At 67.8% G+C, this 20,823-nt stretch carries 19 protein-coding genes; 8 read left to right on the top strand and 11 right to left on the bottom strand.

Annotation, left to right across the window (positions count from 1 at the left end):
• Nucleotides 1–14: 14 nt before the first annotated feature.
• Nucleotides 15–1,010: an adenosine kinase gene (locus tag ACTIFJ_RS08065; protein WP_439533586.1), complete on the bottom strand. Its 996-nt coding sequence runs from the start codon at nt 1,008–1,010 to the stop codon at nt 15–17.
• A gap of 121 nt (nt 1,011–1,131) precedes the next feature.
• Here ACTIFJ_RS08065 and ACTIFJ_RS08060 point away from each other — a divergent pair, with 121 nt between their 5' ends.
• Nucleotides 1,132–1,497 carry a hypothetical protein gene (locus ACTIFJ_RS08060; protein WP_439533585.1) on the top strand — a complete coding sequence of 122 codons (366 nt, stop codon included), beginning with the start codon at nt 1,132–1,134 and terminating at the stop codon, nt 1,495–1,497.
• 31 nt (nt 1,498–1,528) lie between these two features.
• Here ACTIFJ_RS08060 and ACTIFJ_RS08055 read toward each other — a convergent pair whose 3' ends face one another.
• Complete coding sequence (locus ACTIFJ_RS08055; protein WP_439533584.1) at nt 1,529–2,632, bottom strand: NADH:flavin oxidoreductase; 1,104 nt, start codon at nt 2,630–2,632, stop codon at nt 1,529–1,531.
• 106 nt (nt 2,633–2,738) lie between these two features.
• Between ACTIFJ_RS08055 and ACTIFJ_RS08050 the strand changes: the two genes are divergently transcribed.
• Both ACTIFJ_RS08050 and ACTIFJ_RS08045 read left to right on the top strand, forming a co-directional pair.
• Nucleotides 2,739–3,137: a low affinity iron permease family protein gene (locus ACTIFJ_RS08050; RefSeq protein ID WP_439533583.1), complete on the top strand. Its 399-nt coding sequence runs from the start codon at nt 2,739–2,741 to the stop codon at nt 3,135–3,137.
• A gap of 73 nt (nt 3,138–3,210) precedes the next feature.
• Entirely contained in the window at nt 3,211–4,566 is a 1,356-nt protein-coding gene (locus tag ACTIFJ_RS08045; RefSeq protein ID WP_439533582.1) for an MATE family efflux transporter, read from the top strand.
• On the opposite strand, the gene ACTIFJ_RS08040 is transcribed toward ACTIFJ_RS08045, so the two are convergent.
• From ACTIFJ_RS08040 to ACTIFJ_RS08025, 4 genes are read right to left on the bottom strand one after another with little or no spacing between them, the layout of a single operon-like run.
• A complete protein-coding gene (locus ACTIFJ_RS08040) occupies nt 4,556–5,785 on the bottom strand; it encodes an ABC transporter permease (protein ID WP_439533581.1) in 1,230 nt (409 codons plus the stop codon). The genes ACTIFJ_RS08045 and ACTIFJ_RS08040 overlap by 11 nt on opposite strands.
• Nucleotides 5,782–6,510, bottom strand: coding sequence for an ABC transporter ATP-binding protein (locus ACTIFJ_RS08035; protein WP_439533580.1), 729 nt, complete (start codon nt 6,508–6,510; stop codon nt 5,782–5,784). The genes ACTIFJ_RS08040 and ACTIFJ_RS08035 overlap by 4 nt, the downstream gene beginning before the upstream one ends.
• 8 nt (nt 6,511–6,518) lie before the next feature.
• Nucleotides 6,519–7,751: an efflux RND transporter periplasmic adaptor subunit gene (locus tag ACTIFJ_RS08030; RefSeq protein ID WP_439533579.1), complete on the bottom strand. Its 1,233-nt coding sequence runs from the start codon at nt 7,749–7,751 to the stop codon at nt 6,519–6,521.
• On the bottom strand, nt 7,748–9,169 hold the full coding sequence (locus tag ACTIFJ_RS08025; protein WP_439533578.1) for a TolC family protein: 1,422 nt from the start codon (nt 9,167–9,169) through the stop codon (nt 7,748–7,750). Before ACTIFJ_RS08025 ends, ACTIFJ_RS08030 begins: the two co-directional genes overlap by 4 nt.
• 148 nt (nt 9,170–9,317) lie before the next feature.
• Here ACTIFJ_RS08025 and zwf point away from each other — a divergent pair, with 148 nt between their 5' ends.
• Nucleotides 9,318–10,772 carry a glucose-6-phosphate dehydrogenase gene (zwf, locus tag ACTIFJ_RS08020; RefSeq protein ID WP_439533577.1) on the top strand — a complete coding sequence of 485 codons (1,455 nt, stop codon included), beginning with the start codon at nt 9,318–9,320 and terminating at the stop codon, nt 10,770–10,772.
• Nucleotides 10,772–11,779: a glucokinase gene (locus tag ACTIFJ_RS08015; RefSeq protein WP_439533576.1), complete on the top strand. Its 1,008-nt coding sequence runs from the start codon at nt 10,772–10,774 to the stop codon at nt 11,777–11,779. Before zwf ends, ACTIFJ_RS08015 begins: the two co-directional genes overlap by 1 nt.
• Before the next feature lie 121 nt (nt 11,780–11,900).
• On the opposite strand, the gene dnaJ is transcribed toward ACTIFJ_RS08015, so the two are convergent.
• Nucleotides 11,901–13,052 (bottom strand): molecular chaperone DnaJ, encoded by a 1,152-nt coding sequence (dnaJ, locus tag ACTIFJ_RS08010; protein WP_439533575.1) that lies wholly within the window; start codon nt 13,050–13,052, stop codon nt 11,901–11,903.
• 67 nt (nt 13,053–13,119) lie between these two features.
• The gene (dnaK, locus tag ACTIFJ_RS08005; protein WP_439533574.1) at nt 13,120–15,027 is read right to left on the bottom strand and encodes a molecular chaperone DnaK; all 1,908 of its coding nucleotides are present in this window, start codon (nt 15,025–15,027) and stop codon (nt 13,120–13,122) included.
• A 139-nt stretch (nt 15,028–15,166) separates the two neighbouring features.
• Here dnaK and ACTIFJ_RS08000 point away from each other — a divergent pair, with 139 nt between their 5' ends.
• Both ACTIFJ_RS08000 and ACTIFJ_RS07995 read left to right on the top strand, forming a co-directional pair.
• Nucleotides 15,167–15,637 (top strand): copper chaperone PCu(A)C, encoded by a 471-nt coding sequence (locus tag ACTIFJ_RS08000; RefSeq protein ID WP_439533573.1) that lies wholly within the window; start codon nt 15,167–15,169, stop codon nt 15,635–15,637.
• A complete protein-coding gene (locus ACTIFJ_RS07995) occupies nt 15,634–16,095 on the top strand; it encodes a vgr related protein (protein ID WP_439533572.1) in 462 nt (153 codons plus the stop codon). Before ACTIFJ_RS08000 ends, ACTIFJ_RS07995 begins: the two co-directional genes overlap by 4 nt.
• Here ACTIFJ_RS07995 and ACTIFJ_RS07990 read toward each other — a convergent pair.
• The 3 genes from ACTIFJ_RS07990 to ACTIFJ_RS07980 all read right to left on the bottom strand — a co-directional run bounded on the left by ACTIFJ_RS07990 (nt 16,056) and on the right by ACTIFJ_RS07980 (nt 20,057).
• Nucleotides 16,056–16,652, bottom strand: a complete 597-nt coding sequence (locus ACTIFJ_RS07990) for a cytochrome b (protein WP_439533571.1) — start codon at nt 16,650–16,652, stop codon at nt 16,056–16,058. The two genes, ACTIFJ_RS07995 and ACTIFJ_RS07990, sit on opposite strands and share 40 nt — an antisense overlap.
• Before the next feature lie 12 nt (nt 16,653–16,664).
• Nucleotides 16,665–19,058: a TonB-dependent receptor gene (locus tag ACTIFJ_RS07985; RefSeq protein WP_439533570.1), complete on the bottom strand. Its 2,394-nt coding sequence runs from the start codon at nt 19,056–19,058 to the stop codon at nt 16,665–16,667.
• A gap of 96 nt (nt 19,059–19,154) precedes the next feature.
• Nucleotides 19,155–20,057, bottom strand: coding sequence for an alpha/beta fold hydrolase (locus ACTIFJ_RS07980; RefSeq protein WP_439533569.1), 903 nt, complete (start codon nt 20,055–20,057; stop codon nt 19,155–19,157).
• 90 nt (nt 20,058–20,147) lie between these two features.
• On the opposite strand from ACTIFJ_RS07980, the gene ACTIFJ_RS07975 reads away from it, so the two are divergent.
• Complete coding sequence (locus ACTIFJ_RS07975; protein WP_439533568.1) at nt 20,148–20,801, top strand: TetR/AcrR family transcriptional regulator; 654 nt, start codon at nt 20,148–20,150, stop codon at nt 20,799–20,801.
• The last annotated feature ends 22 nt before the right edge of the window (nt 20,802–20,823 follow it).

Raw genomic sequence — 20,823 nt, 5'->3', positions numbered from 1 at the left:
AAGACCAGATGGCGTCAGCCCAGTTCGCTGCCGATGAGCGCCTTCAGATCGGCCTCGGGCCGCGCCCCATAATGCCCGATGATCTCGGCCGCCGCGATGCACCCGGCGCGCGCGCAATCGGGCAGGCTGCGTCCCTGCACCATCGCCGCCATGAAGCCGCCGGCAAACAGGTCGCCGGCGCCGGTGGTGTCGACAACGCGGTCGACGCGTGCGGCTGGCACGACATGGCGTTCGCCGCCGGCCAGCACTACCGCGCCCTTTTCCGACCGGGTGATGACACTGATACAGTCCTGAGCCGCCATCGCTTCCATCGCCACGGCAAGATCATCGGTCCGGTAGAGCGCGCAGGCTTCGTTCTCGTTGGCGAACATCAGGTCTACTGGCCCGGCCAGCAGCCGCAGGAAGTCGGCACGGTGCCCCTCCACGCAGAACACGTCGGACAAGGTGAAGGCAATCTTCCGGCCCTGGCCCCGCGCCATGGCAATCGCCTTCTCCATCGCCGCGCGCGGCGTCGGCGGGTCCCAGAGATAGCCCTCAAGGTAAAGGATGCCGCTCGCCGCCACCAGATCCGGGTCGATATCGGCCTCGGACAGCTGCTGGCAGGCGCCGAGATAGGTATTCATCGTCCGGTCGCCATCGGGCGTCACCAGGATCAGGCAGCGACCGGTCGGATCACCGGTCGGGGAGGGGGGCGTGGCATAATGCACCCCGGCCGAAACGATGTCGTGGCGGAACACCTGGCCCAGCTGGTCGTCGGCAACCCGGCCAATGAACGCCGGCTTCGCCCCCAGCGTCGCCATCCCGGCCACGGTGTTGGCGGCCGAGCCGCCGCTCACCTCGCGCCCCGGCCCCATCGCCGCATAGAGCGCCTCGCCCTCGGCGGCCGATATCAGCCGCATGGTCCCCTTGGCGATGCCATGGGTGTCGAGGAAAGCCGGCTCGGCGGCGCTGATCACATCGACAATCGCATTGCCGATGGCGAGAACATCATATTGGCTGGTCATCCCCATCGCTTAGCGCCCCGGTGCCGATCAGGAAAGGCCCCATTGCCGCCGCCGATGCGGTGATCGGTGCCCGGCGCGCGATGCGGCAGGCTTACCCCGAAGCCCGGTTGTCGCCATAGTCCGCGCCATGTTCAAGCGCCTCCTGCCCGCCTTCCTCCCTCTCGCTGTCCTCGCCGGCTGCACCAGCGCGCCAACCGCCCCCCCGGTGGTCACGGCGCCGCCGCCGCCGCCGCTGCCGCCAGGCCTTGCCCGCCTCGTCGGGCTGTACGAGCCACGCGTGCTGGCGCTGCTCGGCCCGGCCTCGATGGCGCGGGACGAAGGTCCCGCCCGCCAGCTGCAATTCATCCGTCCGCCCTGCGTGCTCGATGTCTTCCTCTATCCGGTCGCCAACGCCCGCGCCCCGCAGGTCCGCACCGCCGCCGCCCGCCGCCCGGACGGCAGCCGCATGGAGCCCGGCATCTGCTTCGGCCTGATCGCGCCGCCCGCCGGCTGAAGGGGCGGGGCCCCCAGCCGCCGGAGGCCCTCTAGACCAGCGTCGCCAACGCCCCCCGGTCAAACCCGTTCAGCGCATCCGCCCGTCCCGCCTGCACCTTGTTCGCCCAGTCGGGATCGACGATCAGCCCGCGCCCGACTGCCACAAGGTCGAATTCGTCGCGGCCCAGCCGTTCGAGCAGCGTGTCGAAGCTGGCCGGCTGCGAGGCCTCGCCGCCGAAGCCGGCGAGGAACTCGCCCGACAGGCCGATGCTGCCGACGGTGATCGTCGGCATCCCGGTCAGTTTCTTCGCCCAGCCGGCGAAGTTGAGCCCGCCCTCGCCGTCGAGGCCGGGGAATTCCGCCTCCCAGAACCGCCGCTGCGAGCAATGGAAGATGTCGACGCCGGCATCGACCAGCGGCCCCAGCCAGGCCAGCATCTCGTCGGGGTTGTGCGCCAGCTTGCTCTCGTAATCCTGCTGTTTCCATTGCGAGAGGCGCAGGATCAGCGGGAAGTCGGGACCGATGGCGGCGCGCACGGCACGGACCAGCTCGGTGGCAAAGTGCCCACGTGCCGGCAGGTCGGCGCCACCCCAGCGATCTGAGCGCTGGTTGGTGCCCTCCCAGAAGAACTGGTCGATTAGATAGCCATGCGCCCCGTGCAGTTCCACTCCGTCGAAGCCGAGCCGCTTCGCATCGGCGGCACCGCGGGCGAAGGCGGCGATCGCGTCGGCAATGTCCGCCTCGGTCATCGCATGGCCGAACGGCGTGCCCGGTTTGAACAGGCCGGAGGGCGATTCTGCCATGCTGTCTTCGCTGTTGCCCGGATTGATGGCGCTGCCGACATGCCAGAGCTGCGGCGCGATGCGCCCGCCGCCGGCGTGCACCTCGGAGACGACATGCGCCCAGCCGGCCAGCGCCGCCTCGCCGTGGAAGCGCGGCACGGCTGGATCGTTGGTCGAGCCCGGCCGGTCGACCCCGGTGCCTTCGGTGACGATAAGCCCCACGCCGCCCTCGGCGCGCCGCCGGTAATAGGCCGCCACATCGGCGCCGGGCACCCCGCCGGGCGAGAAGCTGCGCGTCATCGGCGCCATCACGATTCGGTTGGGCAGCGTCAGCCCCTTATACGAGAACGGCTGGAACAGATTATCGACCATCGTCAGATCCTTTTCGCATCTGCGAGAAGGTAGGGACGCCCCCGGGCCTCCGCAAGCGCGGCCCGGTAATGTCTGCTATGCGGGCCAATCGCCGCGGAGGATCACCATGGACCGTCTTTTCACCCGTATCGCCAGCCGCATCGCCGGGCTCGTCGGCCAGCCGGCAACCTTCATCCTCGCCTTTGTCGCCATCCTCGGCTGGGCCGTCACCGGACCGATCTTCGGCTATTCGGATACCTGGCAGCTGGTGGTCAACACCACCACGACGATCGTCACCTTCCTGATCGTCTTCCTGATCCAGAACAGCCAGAACCGCGATGCCGCCGCCATCCAGGCAAAGCTCGACGAGCTGATCCGCGCCATGGACGGCGCGCGCAACCAGTTCATCGGCATCGAGCATCTCGCCGATCACGAGGTCGAAGCGATCCGCACAGCGCTGGAACGCGAGATCGACAGCGAATTCCCCGCTCACCCGGCGATAGAGCGCTTCCTCGACCGCCGCTGAGAGCAGCCCGGCGGAATTTGCCTTTCGCGGCGCGCTCACCCATATCGCGCATCCCCCCATTCCGAGTCCTTTCATGTCATCCGCCGCCCTTCCCGATCCGGCCGTCCCCAAGCTCGGCCCGCTGCTGCGGCTGGCCGGCCCGGTGGTGGTGTCGCGCCTCGGCATCATGGCGATGGGCGTCGTAGATACCGTCGTCGTCGGCCGCTATTCGGCCACCGAGCTCGGCTTCCACGCGCTCGGCTGGGCGCCCACCGGCGTTGTCCTCACCACCGCGCTGGGCCTGCTCTACGGCATTCAGGTGATGACCGCCCAGGCCATCGGCGATGGCCGCATCGGTGATACCGGCGCAATCCTGCGGCGCGGCGTCGTCTATGCCTTCTGGATCGGCATCGCTGCCGGCCTGATTCTTGCTGGCCTCGGCGGGCCCTTGATGCACAATGTCGGCCTCGATGATGCGCTGGCCGATGGCGCCACCCCGGTGCTCCAGCTATTCGCCCTGTCCCTGCTGCCGATCCTGCTGGCGGACGCCGGCATGTTCTGGCTGGAGGCGCACGGCCGACCGGTCCCCGGCATGATCGCCATGTGGCTGGCCAACGGCCTCAACCTCGTCCTTAATCTCTGGCTGGTGCCCGGCACCTCGGGCCTGCCCGTCGATGGCGCCGTCGCCAGCGCCTGTTCCACGGCCGTCTCACGCGTCGCGCTGATGGTCTTCATCTGGCTGATCATCCTGCGCTGGTCGAAGTCGCAGGCCTACGGCGTCTTCACCCCCGCCCCGCACGATCCCAGCGCCTCGGCCGCTCAGCGCCGCATCGGCTATGGCACGGCGTCGAGCTATTTCGTCGAGACACTGGCCTTCGGCGCGATGAGCATCTTCGCCGGCTGGATCGGCGCGCTGGCCGTCGCCACCTGGGCCATCGTCCTCAACATCGCCGCAGTCATCTTCATGATCCCGCTCGGCCTCGCCGCCGCGACGGCGGTGATGGTCGGCCGCGCCCACGGCGCTCGCAGTCCGGAGGGCGTCCGCCGCGCCGGCGCGCTCGGCTTCGGCGTCACCACCACGGTGCTGCTGGTTATCTGCGCGGCCATCGCGCTCGGCAACGAGGTGCTGGCGGCGGCGTACACGCGCGAGTCGCAGGTGCAAGCGATGGCGGCGGCGGCGCTGCTGCTGTCCTGCCTGTTCTTCGTCGCCGATGGCCTGCAGGCTGTCGGCGCACAGGCGCTGCGCGCCCAGTCCGATGTATGGCTGCCCACCGTCACCCATGTTGCCAGCTATGTGCTGGTGATGATGCCCCTGGCCTGGTTCCTCGCCATTCCGATGGGCCTGGCTGTCAACGGTCTGGTCGCCGCCATCATCCTCGCCTCGCTGATGGCGGCGCTGCTGCTATGGGCCCGCTTCTGGTGGCTGACGCGGAATCGCCTCAGCTCCTGAGCGCCTCGATCGGCGACAGTTTCGCCGCCCGCGTCGCCGGCCACCAGCCGAAGAACACCCCGATCGCTGCCGAAACCGCAAAGGCCACCAGCACAGACGCCAGCGAGATCTGCGTCTCGAAGCTCAGGAGCCCGTCCGCCACTACCGCCAGGCTGATCCCGGTTACCACCCCGATCCCGCAGCCGATCAGCGACAGCATCATCGCCTCCATCAAAAACTGCAGCCGCACCGCCGCCCGGCTGGCGCCGATCGCCATCCGAATACCGATTTCGCGCGTCCGCTCGGTCACCGAGACCAGCATGATGTTCATGATGCCGATGCCGCCGACGACCAGCGAGATCGAGCCGATGGCCGCCAGCAGCAGCGACACCGCCGTCGTGGCCACGCTCAGCGTGTCGGTGATCGCGGTCAGGTTCGCCACCTGGAAATCGTCCTGCTCGCCCGGTCGCAGCCGGTGCAGCCGGCGCAGCAGCCGGATGATGTCGTCGGTCGCCGGCTCCAGCGCCTCGGCCGAGGCAATGCTCACCGAGATGTTGCGGATCGTGCCGCGAAATTCATTGGCCTGCAGCAGCCGCGTCGCGCTGGTCAACGGCACGACGATCTGGTCATCGCGGTCCTGCCCTCCAAAGCCCTGGCCGCGCGCGTCGAGCACGCCGATCACTGTGAAGGTCACGCCCTTGATGCGGATCAGCTGGTCGATGGCATCGCGCGCGCCGAACAGCTTCGCCGCCACCGTCTGGCCGATCACCGCCACCCGCGCCCCGGCACGATCCTCGCGCTCGAAGAAGATTCGCCCCTCGCTCGCCTGCCACTCGTTGACCGTGAACCAGGACGGCGTCACCCCGCTGATATTCGTCGCCCAGTTGGTCGGGCCCGCTACCACCTGCGCCGCCACCGAGGTTGAAGGGGAGGCCGCCACCACGTCGGGCAGCGCCGCGATCGCCTCGGCATCGTCGATCCTGAGTGTCGCCCCGGTGCCGGCGCCGCCGAAGATGCCGCCCTGTCGGCCGCTGCCGGCGGTGATGATCAGCAGGTTCGATCCGAGCCCCGAGATCGACGCCGACACCTCGCGCTGCACGCCGCCGCCGATCGCCAGCATCAATATCACCGCCGCCACGCCGATGATCATCCCCAGCATGGTCAGCAGCGAGCGCAGCCGGTTGGCGATCAGCGCGCTCCACGCCTCGGCAAACATCGCGGCGAACAGGGGAGAGGTCATGCGGGCGCCACCTCGCGCGCGCCGAACAGCGCCACATCGTCGGGCGGCCCGTCATGGACGATCCGACCGTCCTGTATCCGCACCACGCGATTGGTCGCCCGCGCCACTTCCGGATCATGGGTGACGATCACCACCGTCACGCCCTGGTCCTCGTTCAGCCGCCGGAACAGCGCCAGCACCTCCACACCCGTTTTTGTGTCAAGCGCGCCGGTCGGCTCGTCGGCGAGCAGCAGCTGCGGGCTGTTGGCCAGCGCCCGGGCAATCGCCACCCGCTGCTGCTGCCCGCCGGAAAGCTGGGTCGGTCGCGAGCTGAGCTTGTCGCCCAGCCCGACACTGGCCAGCAGATCCGCCGCGCGCGCCTTGCGCTGCCCGGCATCGGCGCCGGCATAGACCATCGGCAACCCGACATTGCCCAGCGCCGACAGCCGCGGCAGCAGGTTGAACCCCTGGAAGATGAAGCCGATGCCATGCCCGCGCAGCCGCGCCAGTGCTGCCTCGTCGAGTGTCGCCGTGTCCTCGCCGTTGAAGCGGTAGCGCCCCGCGCTCACTGTATCGAGGCATCCGATAATGTTCATGCAGGTGGACTTGCCCGATCCGGACGGCCCCATGATCGACACCAGCTCGCCTGGCATGATCGTCAGCGAAATATCGTGCAGCGCCCGGAATACCCCTGCTTCTGACGGATAGTCCTTCACCACATTCTCGAGCCAGATGAGAGGCGTCATCGGGGGCGTCAAAGCGAATGCGGCGAACCGCCGGCGCGCGGGCTTGCCGCTTCGCCGCCCGCTTCCCCCTCTTCCTCGCCCTTGCCGCCGCCGGCACTCTCGCGCCGCCCACCTGGTGGCCCGCTGAACATGCCGCCGCCGGTCTCCGGCACCTTGACGGCGGTGATCACCCGTTCGCCCGCCTTCAGATCCCCGCCGACCACTTCGGTTGCCTTCGCATCGTTGATCCCCAGCCTGATCCGGCGCGGCGTGGCCCGCTGCCGCCCGTCTTCGCCCTCGGCCACGAACACCACCGCCTCGTCTGCCGCCAACCCGCGCTCGGGCTTGTACCCCACCGGCCGGAACCCCAGCGCGCCATTGGGCAGAAGCAGCACATTGGTGCGCGTCGCCACCTGGAAGCGCGCATCCACGGTCATCCCCGGAAGCAGCGCCCCGTCGGGGTTGGCGGCATCGACGATCACCGTATAGGTCACCACATTCTGCTGGGTCTCCGGGTTCAGCCGGATCTGGCTGACCGTCCCCGGAAATTCCCGCGTGCCATAGGCATCAACGGTGAACACCACCCGCTGCCCGGGCTGCACCCGCGCCACATCGGCCTCCGCCACCGACGCAGCGATCTGCATCTTCGAAAGATCGCGCGCGATCGTGAAAAGCACGGGCGTCGCAAACGCCGCCGCCACCGTCTGCCCCAGATCGACCTCGCGGCTGATGACCACGCCCGACACCGGCGCCCGGATCACCGAAAACTCCAGGTTCGCCTTGTCCTGCGCCACCTGCGCCGCCGCCTGACGGACCTGCGCCTCGCTGCCCCTGCTGCTGGCCACCAGCGTCTCATATTCCTGTCGGCTGATATAATCCTTGGCCACAAGCTCGCCGGCGCGCCGCACATTCGCGGTCTGAAGCTGCGCCTGCGCCCGTGCATTGGCCAACTGCGCGTCGCTCGCCGCCAGCCTGCTGGCGAACAGCGCCGGGTCGAGCCGCAGCAATATCTGCCCCTCGCGCACCCGATCGTTGAAGTCGGCGTTCAACTCCTGCACCGTCCCTGATACCTGGGTGCCGACATTGATGACGCTGATCGGGTTGATGACGCCGTTGGCGGTGATCGCGTCGGTCAGCGATCCGCGCCGCACCTCGGCGGTCTCGAACGCCTGCACCGGCGTCCGGTCGCGCGTCAGCCACCAGCCGAGCGCCACCGCCGCCACCACCGCGACCAGCAGGATGATCCCGCGCCGGCGTGTCATCGCTCATCTCCCCGAAAGCCGTCTTCCTGAAAGCCGTCCATGTCGCCCACCGCGCGCGCCAGCTCGGCCTGCGCGGTGCGGACGTTGAATTCCGCTTGCACCAGCTGCTGCCGTGCCGTCGCCAGCGCGCTCTGGGCGTTCAGCAGCTCGACGAACGTGCCGACGCCCGCCCGGTACCGTCCCTGCGCCAGCGCCGCCGATTCGTCGGCACTCGCCACGAGCGCCCGCGCCGGCACCAGGCTGGCGACCGCATTCTCAAGGCTGACATATTGCTGGTACACCGCCAGCCCCGCCGCCTGCCGCACCTGCTCCAGCACGGCCGCTTGTTGCGCCCGCTGCGCCCGCGCCTGGGCGATCGAATAGCGGGTATTCCATCCCGAGAACAACGGGATCGACACCGCCAGCCCGACGCTGGACAGATTGCGGTCGATGCTGGTGTCGAGCGCCGACAGGCCGTTCGTCGCCTGCAACGCCAGGCTCGGCCGGCCGGCCGAGCGGGCCACCCGCTCATTGGCCTCCGCCACTCGGACCTGCGCGCGCTGGGCCCGCAGGTCCGGCCGCAGCCGCTCGGCCTCGGCGATCAGCGCGTCCGCCCCGCCGCCCACCACCGGCCGTTCGAGCGGCGGCAGCGGCGCCAGTGCCAGCGCCGTGGCTGGTGGTAGCCCCATCGCCACCGCCAGCCGCGCCGCTGCCGTTGCTACATTGCCGCGCGTCTGCGTCAGCGTCAGCTCGGCCTGCGCCGCCTGAGTCTCGCCCTGCAACCGGTCGGCGCCGGTCGCCACCCCCACGCTGGCCCGCCCCGCCGCCAGGTCGCGGGAGAGCCGGGCAAATTCCAGATTGGCCAGGTTCGCCGCCTCGATCGCCCGGTTGGCGACCAGCAGGTTCCAGGCCTGCACGACTTCCAGCACCACTGCCTGCGTCTCATCGACGAATTGCGCCGACAGTGCCTCTGCATTGGCATCCGCCGCCGCGATCCGTCCGGCCCGCGCCCCGCCATCGAGGATCAGCCAGGACAGCCCGAGCTGCACCGCCGTCGTGGTATTGGTCGTCGTCGAGGCGCCGCCGCCGATGAATTGGCCGTTGCCATCGACAAAGCCGGTGCCCCTGAAGCTTTGCGATCGGTTGAGCGTCGGCCCGATCTGGGCATCGACCTGCGGCAGCAGCGCCCCGCGCGCCGTGCCGGACTGTGCCGCCGCCGCCTGCGCCGCCGCCCAGGCAGCCGCCGTGCGCGGGTGGCGGCACAGCGCCACCGACACCGCCTCGGCCAGCGTCAGAGGCGCCGCCCCCGGCACACAGGCACCGGCGGTGTTCGGCTGCGCGCCCGGAATCAGCCCGCGCGGATCGTCACGCGTACGCTCGCCAGGGCTGGCAAGCGCCGGTGCCGCCAACCCGACCATCAACAGGATCATCAACCGCATCGTTCAGCCTTAGACGTCCCCGCGCCTGCACGCGAGGGGATCGGTCGCCCCCCCTGCACCCGCGACATTGCCGCAGTGCGACAGAACATTGCAACGCTGCGACATAACCGGCCTTTTCAAGCCGCGTGTCCCGCTCCATGGTCCCGCCATGGCCGATTCCAAAGCGTGCACGCATCTCCTTCTGTTCGGCGCCACCGGCGACCTGTCGCGGCGCATGCTGCTGCCGTCGCTCTACAATCTCGATGCCGAGGGCCTGCTCCCTGATTGCCTGCGGATCATCGCCACCGCCCGCTCGGCCCATGACGATGCTGCGTTCCGCAAGATCGCCGCCGAGGCGCTGGCCCAGGCCATCGAACCCGAGCGGTTGACCGACGCCGTCCAGGCCCGCTTCCTTGACCGCATTCACTATGTCCCGCTCGATGCTACCACCATCGCCGGCTTCGATGCGCTCGGCGAGGCGGTGCCGGACAAGTCCAACCTCGCCATCTTCCTGTCCACCGCGCCGGCGCTGTTCAGTCCCACCATCGCCGGCCTGGCCTCGGCCGGCCTCGCCGGCCCGGGCGCCCGGCTGGCACTGGAAAAACCGCTGGGAGACAGTCTCGCCGCCAGTCGCGCCATCAACGATGCCGTCGCCAGCGCCTATCCGGAGGCGCAGACGTTCCGCATCGATCACTATCTCGGCAAGGAGATGGTGCAGAACCTGATCGGCTTCCGCTTCGCCAACACGCTGTTCGAGCCGTTGTGGAACGCCGCCTATATCGAGCATGTCCAGATCACCATCGCCGAGACCGTCGGGCTGGAAGGCCGCACCGACTATTATGACGGCATGGGCGCGCTGCGCGACATGGTGCAGAACCATATGCTCCAGCTCGTCGCGCTGATTGCCATGGAACCCCCGGTCGAGCTCGATCCCGCCTCGGTGCGTGATGAGAAGGTCAAGGTGCTGCGCTCGCTGCGCCCCATCGATGCCGCCAGCGTCGCCACCCACAGCGTGCCCGGCCAATATGCCGCCGGCGCCGTCGCCGGCAAGCCGGTTCCCGCTTATGCCGAGGATCTCGGCCAGGCATCGTCCACCGAGACCTTCGTGGCGCTCAAGGCCCATATCGACAATTGGCGCTGGAAGGGCGTGCCCTTCTACCTGCGCACCGGCAAGCGCCTGCCCGAGCGCAGCTCGACCATCGTCGTCCAGTTCCGCGCAGTGCCGCACAGCATTTTCGGCGCCGCCCCGCTCCAGGCCAACACGCTTGTCATCACCCTCCAGCCCGGAGAGAACATCCGCTTAGAAATGATGGCCAAGAGCCCCGGCCTCGATCGTGATGGCCTCAAGTTGCGCGCCATCCCGCTGGATATCGGCCTCGCCAACGCCTTTGCCGAGAGCCGCCGCCGCATCGCTTATGAGCGGCTGCTGCTCGATCTGATCGAGGCCCGGCAGACGCTGTTCGTCCGCCGCGACGAGGTCGAGGCGCAATGGGCCTGGATCGATGCCATTCGCGCCGGCTGGGCCGCCGCCGGCCATGCCCCGCGCCACTATGCCGCCGGCACCTGGGGGCCGAACGCCGCCATCGCGCTGACCGAACGCGACGGCGTCAGCTGGCACGACTGATGGCGCCCCCCTCCGCTCGCGCCGCCGCCAGCACCTCGGCCCGGACCGTTGCCGTCGCCGATATCGGCGGCACCCATGCCCGTTTCGCGCTGGCCCGCGTCGGCCCCGGCGTTCGCCCGGCGCTCGGCCCGGTCACCACCACCATCACCGCCGCCCATCCCAGCCTGGAGGACGCCGTCAGCCGCTTCGCCGCCAGCCTCGACCAGCCGCTGTCGTCGCTCGCCGCACTCGCCGTCGCCGTTCCCCTCAACGCCTCCGAACCCGGCGCCGAGGTCCGCCTCGCCAACAACCCCTGGACCATCCGCCCCGCGGAGCTGCCCGGCGCGCTTGGCATCCCCAGCGTCCGCCTGCTCAACGATTTCGAAAGCGTCGCTCACGCCGTCGCCATCGCCGGCCCGCGCGATTTCGCCCATATCTGCGGCCCCCGCGCGCCGCTGCCGGCCAATGGCGTCATCAGCGTCATCGGCCCCAATGCAGGTTCGGGCACCGGCCTCGGCGCCGCCATGCTGGTCCGCATCGCCGGTGTCCAGCACGTCATCACCACCGAGGCCGGCCATATCGGCTTCGCGCCCACCGATGGGCTCGAGGACCTGCTGCTCACCGCTATGCGCCGCGGCCTCTCCGGCCGCGTCAGCTCGGAGCGGCTGCTCTCCGGCGCCGGCCTTGCCCCCATCCATCTCGCCATGGGCGGCGCCCCGGCCATCGATCAGCAATCGCTCTGGGCCGAGGTGCTCGAAGGCGAAACCTCGGAATCCGCCGCCACGCTTGAACGCTTCCTCGCGCTGTTCGGCGGCTTTGTCGGCGACGTCGCGCTCGCCCAGGGCGCCTCCGCCGTGGTCATCGCCGGCGGCCTCGGCCAGCGCCTCGGCGAACGCCTCAACCACCCGGTCTTCGTCGATCGCTTCCTGGACAAGGGCCGCTTCGCCAGCCACCTCGCCCGCCTCCCGGTCAGCCGCCTACTGCTCGCCGAGCCCGGGCTGGTCGGCGCAGCGGCGGCGGTCGCATAGGGGCCTCCGGCCGCCGGAGGCTCAGCCCCCGGACCCCAGAAACGGGTTCAGGCCAAAATTGTAGAGGACCGAGCCCCCAAATGGGGTCTGGGGGCCTGGCCCCCAGCCGCCGACGGCCTTTTCAGTCCGTCAGCTCGTTCCAAACCCCACGCAGCTTGTCGAAGAACCCCGACTGTTTGGGCGTATTGCGCCCGCCTTCGGCCGCTTCCAGCGTCTGGAATTCCTCCAGCAGTTCGCGCTGCCGCTTGGTCAGCTTGACCGGCGTCTCGACTTCGATCTGCACGACGAGGTCGCCGAAGCCGCCGCCGGGGTTGCCGCCGTGCAGCGCCGGCATCCCGCGCCCCCGCACCCGGAACTGCTTGCCGGTCTGGGTGCCGTGCGGAATTCGCACCACGGCGACATCGCGGTCCAATCCCGGCACCTCGATCTCGCCGCCCAGGGCGGCGGTGGTGATGGAGATCGGTGCGATCGCGAACAGGGTGGTGCCGTCGCGCTTGAACAGCGAATGCGCCTTCATGTGGACGAAGATATAGAGGTCGCCGCGCGGCCCGCCGCGCATCCCGGCCTCGCCTTCGCCGGCGACGCGGATGCGGGTCCCGTCATCAACCCCGCGCGGAATATTGACGTTGAGCGTCCGGCGCTTCTCGACGCGCCCGGCGCCGTCGCAGCTGTCGCAAGGGTCGGCGATGATCTGGCCTGTACCATGGCACGCCGGGCAGGTGCGCTCGACCATGAACAACCCCTGCCGCATGCCGACCCGGCCCTGGCCGCCGCACGTCGAGCAAGTGCGCGCCGAGGTGCCGGGCTTGGCGCCGGTGCCGCCGCACGGCTCGCAATTGACCGCGGTTTCCACCTCGAGCTGCGCCGCCTTGCCGGCAAACGCCTCCTCAAGGGTCATTTCAAGGTCATACCGCAGGTCGGCACCGCGCGCCGGCCCGTTGCGCCGCTGCCGGCCGCCGCCACCGCCCATGAACTCGCCGAATATGTTCTCGAAGATGTCGGAGAAACCGCCAAAATCCTGGGGCCCGCCGCCGCCGCCGCCCTGCTGGAAGGCGGCATGGCCATAGCGGTCATAGGCGGCGCGCTTCTGCGGGTCCTTCAGCACCTCATAGGCTTCGCTGATCGCCTTGAAGCGTTGTTCGGCGGCGCCGTCGCCGGGGTTCTTGTCTGGATGCCAGCGCATGGCGAGCCGCCGATAGGCGCTCTTCAGCGTCGAATCGTCGGCGCCGCGCTCGCATTCGAGCAACTCGTAATAATCGATTTCGGTGCTCATCGCCGCCCGGGCCCCCGCCAACAGCCGAAGGGGCGGCAGCTCGCGCTACCGCCCCTCGTGTTGAAGATCACTTCTTGTCGTCGCCGTTGGGATCGACGTCGGAGAATTCGGCATCGACGACATTGTCATCGGCCGGGGCTTCGGCGCCCGGGGAAGCTGCCGACGCCTGCTCGGCCTTGTAGATCGCCTCGCCGAGCTTCATCGCCGCCATCGACAGCGCCTGCGCCTTGGCGTTGATCGCCTCGGCATCGCCGCTCTCCAGCACGCCCTTGGCATCGGCCAGCGCGGACTCGATCTCGGCCTTCACGCTGGCATCCACCTTGTCGCCATGCTCGCCGAGCTGGCGCTCGGTCTGGTGGATCATCGCATCGGCTTGGTTGCGGGCCTCGGCGACGGCGCGACGCTTCTTGTCATCCTCGGCAAAGCGCTCGGCATCCTTGACCATCTGGTCGATGTCGGCCGGGGACAGCCCGCCGGACGGCTGGATGCGGATTTGCTGCTCCTTGCCGGTGCCTTTGTCCTTGGCCGAAACCGAGACAAGGCCATTGGCATCAATGTCGAAGGTCACCTCGATCTGCGGGATACCGCGCGGCGCCGGCGGAATGCCGACGAGATCGAACTGGCCGAGCATCTTGTTGTCGGCCGCCATCTCGCGCTCGCCCTGAAAGACCCGGATCGTCACTGCCGACTGGTTGTCGTCGGCCGTCGAATAGGTCTGGCTCTTCTTGGTCGGGATCGTGGTGTTGCGGTCGATCATCCGGGTGAACACCCCGCCCAACGTCTCGATGCCGAGCGAAAGCGGCGTCACGTCGAGCAGCAGCACGTCCTTTACATCGCCCTGCAGCACGCCGGCTTGGATCGCCGCCCCCATGGCGACGACTTCATCCGGGTTGACGCTGGTGTTCGGCTCCTTGCCGAACAGCTCCTTCACGAACTGGCGCACGCGCGGCATACGGGTCATGCCGCCGACGAGGATTACCTCGTCGATGTCGCTGGCCTTCACCCCGGCTTCAGAGATGGCGTCGAGGCACGGCTTGCGCGTCCGCTCGATCAGGTCGAGCACCAGCTTCTCGAGGTCGGTGCGGGTGATCGACTTGACGAGATGCTTCGGCCCGGTAGCGTCAGCAGTAATGAAGGGCAGGTTCACTTCGGTCGAGGCCGAGGACGACAGCTCGATCTTGGCCTTTTCGGCAGCCTCCTTCAGCCGCTGCAGCGCCAGCTTGTCCTTGGTCAGGTCGATCCCCTCGGACTTCTTGAAGTCGGCCGACAGGAATTCAACGAGCTTGGCGTCGAAGTCCTCACCGCCGAGGAAGGTGTCGCCGCTGGTCGACTTCACCTCGAACACGCCGTCGCCCAGCTCGAGCACCGACACGTCGAAGGTGCCGCCGCCAAGGTCATAAACGGCCACGGTCTTGGCATCGCCGCGCTTGTCGAGGCCATAGGCCAGCGCCGCCGCGGTCGGCTCGTTGATGATGCGCAGCACTTCGAGGCCGGCGATCTTGCCGGCGTCCTTTGTCGCCTGGCGCTGGGCGTCGTTGAAATAGGCCGGCACGGTGATCACTGCCTGCGTCACCGTCTCGCCGAGATAGGCCTCGGCGGTTTCCTTCATTTTTTGCAGGATGAAGGCGGAAATCTGCGACGGGCTGTAATCCTGGCCGCCGGCGTTGACCCAGGCATCCCCGGTCGGGCCCTTGGCGATGCGGTACGGCACCAGCCCGGCGTCCTTCTGGGTCAGTGGATCGTCGAAACGACGGCCAATCAGCCGCTTCACGGCAAAGATAGTATTCTCGGGGTTGGTCACCGCCTGGCGCTTTGCCGGCTGGCCGACCAGCCGCTCGCCGTCCTTGGAAAATGCCACCTGGCTTGGCGTCGTGCGCGCGCCCTCGGTGTTCTCCACGACCTTCGGCTGGCTGCCTTCCATCACGGCGACGCAGCTGTTGGTGGTACCCAGATCGATTCCGATAACCTTGGCCATGCTTCTTCCTCTTGTTTCCGGCCCGTGCGGCCACGCCCCACAAGGCAACGCGACCCATCGTCCGACATGCAATGTTCAGGTGAAGCGGATATAGGAAGCTGGTTTTCACCCTGCAAGAACCCCCGACCGGAGTCTGTCTATGTCACGCGCTCCTATCATTGCCGTACCTGCGCTGATGCTCGCCATGCTCATCCTCGCCGCCCCCGCCACGGCCGCCCCGGCCGCCGATGGCATCAAGGACGCCTGGGTGCGGGTCAACCCGGCCCCCGGCCGCCCGGCCGCCGGTTATTTCACGTTCAAGAACGGCGCGCGCCCCGATCGTCTGGTGGAAGCCGTCGCCCAGAACGCCCGCGTCGAGATCCACACCATGTCGATGACCGGCGGCGTCATGCGGATGCAGAAGCTCGATGGCCTCGACGTCGCCGCCAACGAGACCGTCACCTTCGCTCCAAGCGGCAAGCACCTGATGCTCTTCGATCTAAAGGCCCCGCCGGCAACGATCCCGATCACCCTGGTGTTCAGCAGCGGCGCTCGAATCACGACCAACGCCGAAGTCCGCAAGCCGGGCACCGCTCCCAAGCCCGCCGCAAATCCTCACGCTGGCCATTGAGCAGCCAGCGACCGCTCACCCGGGCCGAAACCGCGCTGGTCGCCAGCGTCTTCGGCCCCGCGCTCGATCCGGCGCCGGTTACCATCCGGCGCCGGAAATGGTTCTGGCTGCAACCCCGGCACATCACCATGGCGCCCGATGGCCATATCTGGTGCCACCCCGAGGGCTCGGCCTGGCAGCCCTGTTTCGCCACGCAGGATCTGCTCACCCAGGCCTTTTTTATTCACGAGATGACCCATGTCTGGCAGCACCAGAGCGGCATCAACCTGATCCTTCGCCGCCTGCCGTTCGCGCGCTACCGCTACACCTTGGTGCCGGGTAAGCCACTGCGCGCCTATGGAATCGAGCAACAGGCCTGCATTGTCGCCGATGCCTTCCTCGCCCGCGCCCACATCCGCCGCCAGGCCCCGCTCGCCACCTATGCGGCACTGCTGCCCTTCGAGGGTTGGCGCGGCTGAGCCTGTCCGAACCACATGGCGCGCAGCACATTGTCCCTGCGCCGGTCATGGTGCCAGAACGCCGCGAACACATGCGCCGAGACCAGCGCCAGTAACCCCCAGGCCAGCCCGAAGTGAACCCAATAGGCCGGCCCCACCAGCGGCTTCGTCTTCGGGATGATCGGCGGAATGGTGAACAGCCCGAAGACATTGGTGCCGCTGCCGAATGCCGATGAGGCAATCCAGCCCGAAAGCGGCACGATCAGCATCAGCCCGTACAGCCCGATATGCACCCGGTGCGACCAGCGATGCTCCACCGGCGTCAGCGGCGCCGTCACCGGCACCACATTGTCCCGCCGCCACAGCCACCGCCCAACGAGTAGAAGCAGCGCCAGCAGCCCCAGCGCCTTGTGCCAATGGATATAGGTGATGAAGAACAGCGGCGACGATTTAAACCACGGCATGCTGTCATTCACATGCAGCACGAACAGCGACGTGCCGATGATCAGCACCGCCATCGTCCAGTGGAATAACTTGGCGCCGGTACCCCAGCGCGTCGCTGTATTGCGCAGGGACACCGGCATCCTCCCCTAAAACTGGGTGCCGAGCACGACACCGAACTGCCGCCGCCGCGGCGCCGACACTGCAAAGTCACGGAAGAAGGTTGTCTGGTTCAGCCCGGTCAGCGGATTCACTCGCGTGAGCAGCCGGTTGAAGTCGAGCAGTCGCGTCACCACCAGCGGCGTCTTGTCGTCCAGCAGGTTGCGGGCGAACAGAGTGACGTTCCAGTTCTTGCCTTCCAGCCCGACATTGACGTTAAGGTTGTAGCTGTCCCCGGCCCAGTTGAGATTGTCGACCTGGCTGTAGCGCTTGCTCTCATAGGCCAGGTCGCCACGCAGGAAGCCGGACAGCCCGTCGCTGACAGGCGCCTGGATCTGCCCGGTGAGCACGAACTGGTGCTGCGGCGTCTGTGGCAGCCGGTTGCCGCTGACATCGCCTTCCAGCTTGTCGAGATCAAGCGGGTTCCGTGCGCCGCCGCGCAGCCGCCCCGGCCGCCCATCGGTGTCGTAGATTTCCTCGGTGGTATCGTCATAGAATTCCTTGAAGCGCGCATCGACGAACGTATAGGCCCCGCGCAGGAACAGCCACGGCGTCGGGTTGCCGCTGACATCCACCTCGAAGCCCTTGATCTCGGACTTGCCGGCGTTCTGGATGAACACCACGCTGTTCGGCGTGCCATTGGTCCTCGTATAGGCCTCGCCCCGGCTCAGCTGCTGGTTCGACCAGTCGATGTAGAAGCCGGCCACCGATACGTTGATCGCGCCGACCCGGCCCTTGGCCCCCACCTCATAGCTCCAGGCGCTTTCCTCACGGAACACATCGAAGCCCTGGTCGCGGAAGAATTGATTGTCGGCGGCAATGCCGTCGTTGGGCAATGCGTTGAATCCGCCCGGCTTGTTGCCCTTGGCCGCGGTCGCAAACAGATTCAGCGCCGATGACACCTCATAGGCGATGGTGGCGCGCGGCAGGAATGCCTTAAACTTCGCCTCGCGCAGTCCGGTCGGCACCGGTGCCGGCTGGCCCTCCACGCCAAGCGTCCGCGACGAATCGCGGATCGTCTCCCATTGGTACCGCCCTTCGGCGCTGATCGTCAGCCGCTCGGTCACATCCGCCTCGACCATCCCAAACAGCGCATAGCTGCGCACGCCCTGGTTGCTGTCGAACGGCCGGCGGGTGCGGTTGGTGTTGGTGAACTGGAAGCCGCCCAGATCGTCCTGCTGGAAATAATAGCCGCCAGCCAGCGCCCGCACCTTCCAGTCCTGCGGCGTAGCGACGCGCAGTTCCTGCTGCCAATCGCGGTTCTTACTCTGGTCCACGGCAAAGGCCGGGTTGGCGCTCGGCAGCAGCGTATTGTCCTGCCCGACCACGGACTCATTATGGTTGAACGCCGAAATCGAGGTGAACGCCCAGCCCTCGTCGGTCGTGTAGTTCAACTGGAGCGACGACCTGTAGAATTCCCGGTCGAGCCCGTTGAAGCCGGCCGAGCGGATCTCGTCGATATTATAGGCATAGCTCGGCAGCGTCTGTACCTCGCCGCAGTAGAAGTCGCGCCGCGCCGTGTTGGTGCGCGGGAAGGGCACGCTGCCGACGATCGGCGCCGGGAAGCAGTTGTTCTTCCCCGACCCTTGGAAATTATAGACGTAGCCGCCATCCTCGTCATTATTGTAGCCCAGTCGCAGCACCGCCTCGAAATTGTCGGACGGGGTGAACACCAGCGTCGTCCCGATATTGAAGCTGCGCTGCGCCCCCAGCTCGCGCTTGCCATTGTCGGCGTTCACATAGTCGCCGCCGAAATTATAATAGCGGCCATTGATCTCGGCCTTCAGCACGTCGCGCACCAGCGCGCCGGAGAGATAGCCCGAGACTTCATGGTTCTTGAACTCGCCCAGCGTCACTTGCAGCCGCCCCTGCAGGTCGTTGGTCGGCCGCCGGGTGACAAAGTTGATCGCGCCGGCAAAGGTCTGCCGCCCGAACAGCGCCGATTGCGGCCCCTTGATAACCTCCACCCGCTCCAGATTGTCGAGCTGGTACGAGCCGATATTGTCGGACACAAACACCCCGTCGACGAAGAACGCCGCATTCGGCGCCCCCACCACGCTGGACATGCCGCGCACCGAGGGCCGCACCCCGGCGCCGCCGCCGCCGCCGGTGCGGCCGAAGCCCTGGCGGAACGAGAAGCCCGGTGTCTGGAATGCCAGGTCGTTGATGTTGTCGAGGTTGGCCCGGGTAATCTGCTCCTGGCCGACGACGGTGATGGTCAATGGCACGTCCTGCAGCCGCTCCTCCTTCTTGCGCGCCGTCACGATGATCTCGCCGCTGTCCGCGGCCGCTCCCTCGGCGATGGCCTGAGCCAGTCCCGGCGCTGCCGACGCCGCCAGCAGCGCCGCCAGCATCGAGCGCGATACCCATGTCGTGTCGATCATCTGAATCCCCCCGTTATTCACCGCGTCTTTCTGACGCCATGAATTCGCCGCTAACGCAGGTTGTCCGGACAAATCAACAGATTTTTTGACGGCGCTTCATTCGTCTCCCCCGCCGTGGCCTTCCAGCACCGCCGCCAGCAGCGCGTCCACCGCCGTCACCGCCGCCGGTTCGGACAGGCTCGGCGCATGGCCGACGCCGGGCACCACCGCCGTGCGCAGCCCCGGCAACCGCCCCGCCATCCGCGCCTGCACCTCGCCGCTCAGCACGTCGGACAGCGCCCCGCGCAGGCTCAGCACCGGCAGCCCGCGCAGCGCCTCGAACGCCGCCCAATGGTCGGCCCCGGCATCATGGCCGGGCAGCCGGAACGGCTCGGCGATGCGCGGATCATAATCGAAGACGATCCGCCCGGTCGCCGACACCCGGCACAGCCGCCGGGCAAAGCCCAGCCAGTCGGCCAGCTGCCAGCCCGGGTAGATGCCAGCGTTGCGCGCCGCGAGGTCACGCGCCGCATGCACAAACGTCGGCCAGCTGCCGCCGCGCCCGACATTGGCGCGCAGCCGCGCCATCCCGTCCGCCGCTACCTCGGGGCCGATGTCGTTCAATATCACTCCGGCCAGCGCCGCCCGGTGCGCTGTCGTTAGCTGCATCGCCAGCAGTCCGCCCACCGAGCTGCCGATCACTACGAACCGGTCGAGTCCGGCCACATCGATCAGCCGCCCGATATCGAGCCGATAGGTCAGCGGCACATAGGACAGGGAATCCTTCGGCCAGGCCGATTCGCCACGCCCCCGCAGATCCACCGCCACCACCCGCCAGGCCCCGGCCAGCCGGCGGGCCAGCGCCTCGAAATCGGCCGCGGTACGCGTCAGCCCCGGCAGGCACAGCAGCGCCGGCCGCGCCGCCGGACCTGGCCATTCCCGATAATGCAGCCGCAGGCCATCGCCAGACCAATACCAGCCATCGATCGCGTCGACCGGGCCGCCAGACATCGCGTTCATGCCCGTCGCTCCCTTATTTCATCAATTTTTGACACAATCTCGATTGAAAACGTATAGAACCAGCATCCGGTCGCACAAGGAAAACAGCCAGTGGCAACACGCGCCATCGATACCAGCAGCGGCGATCGACAGGACAGTCGTTCCCGTCGCTATGATCCGGCGGAGACCAAGAGCCGCGTGCTCGCTGCCGCCTACCGACTGTTCTCGACCAAGGGTTTCGCCGCCACGGGCACCGCCGACATCGCCCGTGAGGCCGATGTCTCGGAAGGCTCTATCTTCTATCATTTCGGCTCCAAGCAGAAGCTACTTGCCGAGCTCGGCGTTCGCCACGGCCGGCTGATGATCGAGTACATGCAGGGCGATGACGCGCTGGAGGACCTGAACCCGAACATCACCGTACCCCGCGTCTTCGAATTCTGCCGCACCAATACCATGTGGGAAGGGATGACCGGCGAAGGCTGCGAGCCCAGCCCGCGCAAGAAGCTCGCCACCAACGCCGATGTCGAGCCCTTCTACCATGCCGCCAAGGACACGGTGGTGGAATGGATCGAGCGTCACATGCACGCCGCCTTCGCCAAGCGCGGCGTCACCGGCGTCGAGATCGACCTGGCCGCTGCCTTCACCCACAATTTTGTTGGTGAAGCGATCGACCGGCTGTTCGCCACCAACGACCCGGCCGAGCACCAGCGCATCGAGCGTGAGACCATCCGCTTCATGCGCGGCGCCTGCGGCTACGAGGACTAATCTAGGGATCAGCTCAGGGGGG

The organism is Polymorphobacter sp., from assembly GCF_051860865.1.
GTDB lineage: Bacteria > Pseudomonadota > Alphaproteobacteria > Sphingomonadales > Sphingomonadaceae > Sandarakinorhabdus.
Note: the sequence above shows the minus strand (reverse complement) of the source record. Positions and strands in the feature narration are given on the sequence as shown.

Coding starts and splice junctions, on each gene's coding strand:
- ACTIFJ_RS08065 (WP_439533586.1), bottom strand. CDS start 1,010: ATGGGGATGACCAGCCAATATGATGTTCTCGCCATCGGCAATGCGATT.
- ACTIFJ_RS08060 (WP_439533585.1), top strand. CDS start 1,132: ATGTTCAAGCGCCTCCTGCCCGCCTTCCTCCCTCTCGCTGTCCTCGCC.
- ACTIFJ_RS08055 (WP_439533584.1), bottom strand. CDS start 2,632: ATGGTCGATAATCTGTTCCAGCCGTTCTCGTATAAGGGGCTGACGCTG.
- ACTIFJ_RS08050 (WP_439533583.1), top strand. CDS start 2,739: ATGGACCGTCTTTTCACCCGTATCGCCAGCCGCATCGCCGGGCTCGTC.
- ACTIFJ_RS08045 (WP_439533582.1), top strand. CDS start 3,211: ATGTCATCCGCCGCCCTTCCCGATCCGGCCGTCCCCAAGCTCGGCCCG.
- ACTIFJ_RS08040 (WP_439533581.1), bottom strand. CDS start 5,785: ATGACCTCTCCCCTGTTCGCCGCGATGTTTGCCGAGGCGTGGAGCGCG.
- ACTIFJ_RS08035 (WP_439533580.1), bottom strand. CDS start 6,510: ATGACGCCTCTCATCTGGCTCGAGAATGTGGTGAAGGACTATCCGTCA.
- ACTIFJ_RS08030 (WP_439533579.1), bottom strand. CDS start 7,751: ATGACACGCCGGCGCGGGATCATCCTGCTGGTCGCGGTGGTGGCGGCG.
- ACTIFJ_RS08025 (WP_439533578.1), bottom strand. CDS start 9,169: ATGCGGTTGATGATCCTGTTGATGGTCGGGTTGGCGGCACCGGCGCTT.
- zwf (WP_439533577.1), top strand. CDS start 9,318: ATGGCCGATTCCAAAGCGTGCACGCATCTCCTTCTGTTCGGCGCCACC.
- ACTIFJ_RS08015 (WP_439533576.1), top strand. CDS start 10,772: ATGGCGCCCCCCTCCGCTCGCGCCGCCGCCAGCACCTCGGCCCGGACC.
- dnaJ (WP_439533575.1), bottom strand. CDS start 13,052: ATGAGCACCGAAATCGATTATTACGAGTTGCTCGAATGCGAGCGCGGC.
- dnaK (WP_439533574.1), bottom strand. CDS start 15,027: ATGGCCAAGGTTATCGGAATCGATCTGGGTACCACCAACAGCTGCGTC.
- ACTIFJ_RS08000 (WP_439533573.1), top strand. CDS start 15,167: ATGTCACGCGCTCCTATCATTGCCGTACCTGCGCTGATGCTCGCCATG.
- ACTIFJ_RS07985 (WP_439533570.1), bottom strand. CDS start 19,058: ATGATCGACACGACATGGGTATCGCGCTCGATGCTGGCGGCGCTGCTG.
- ACTIFJ_RS07980 (WP_439533569.1), bottom strand. CDS start 20,057: ATGAACGCGATGTCTGGCGGCCCGGTCGACGCGATCGATGGCTGGTAT.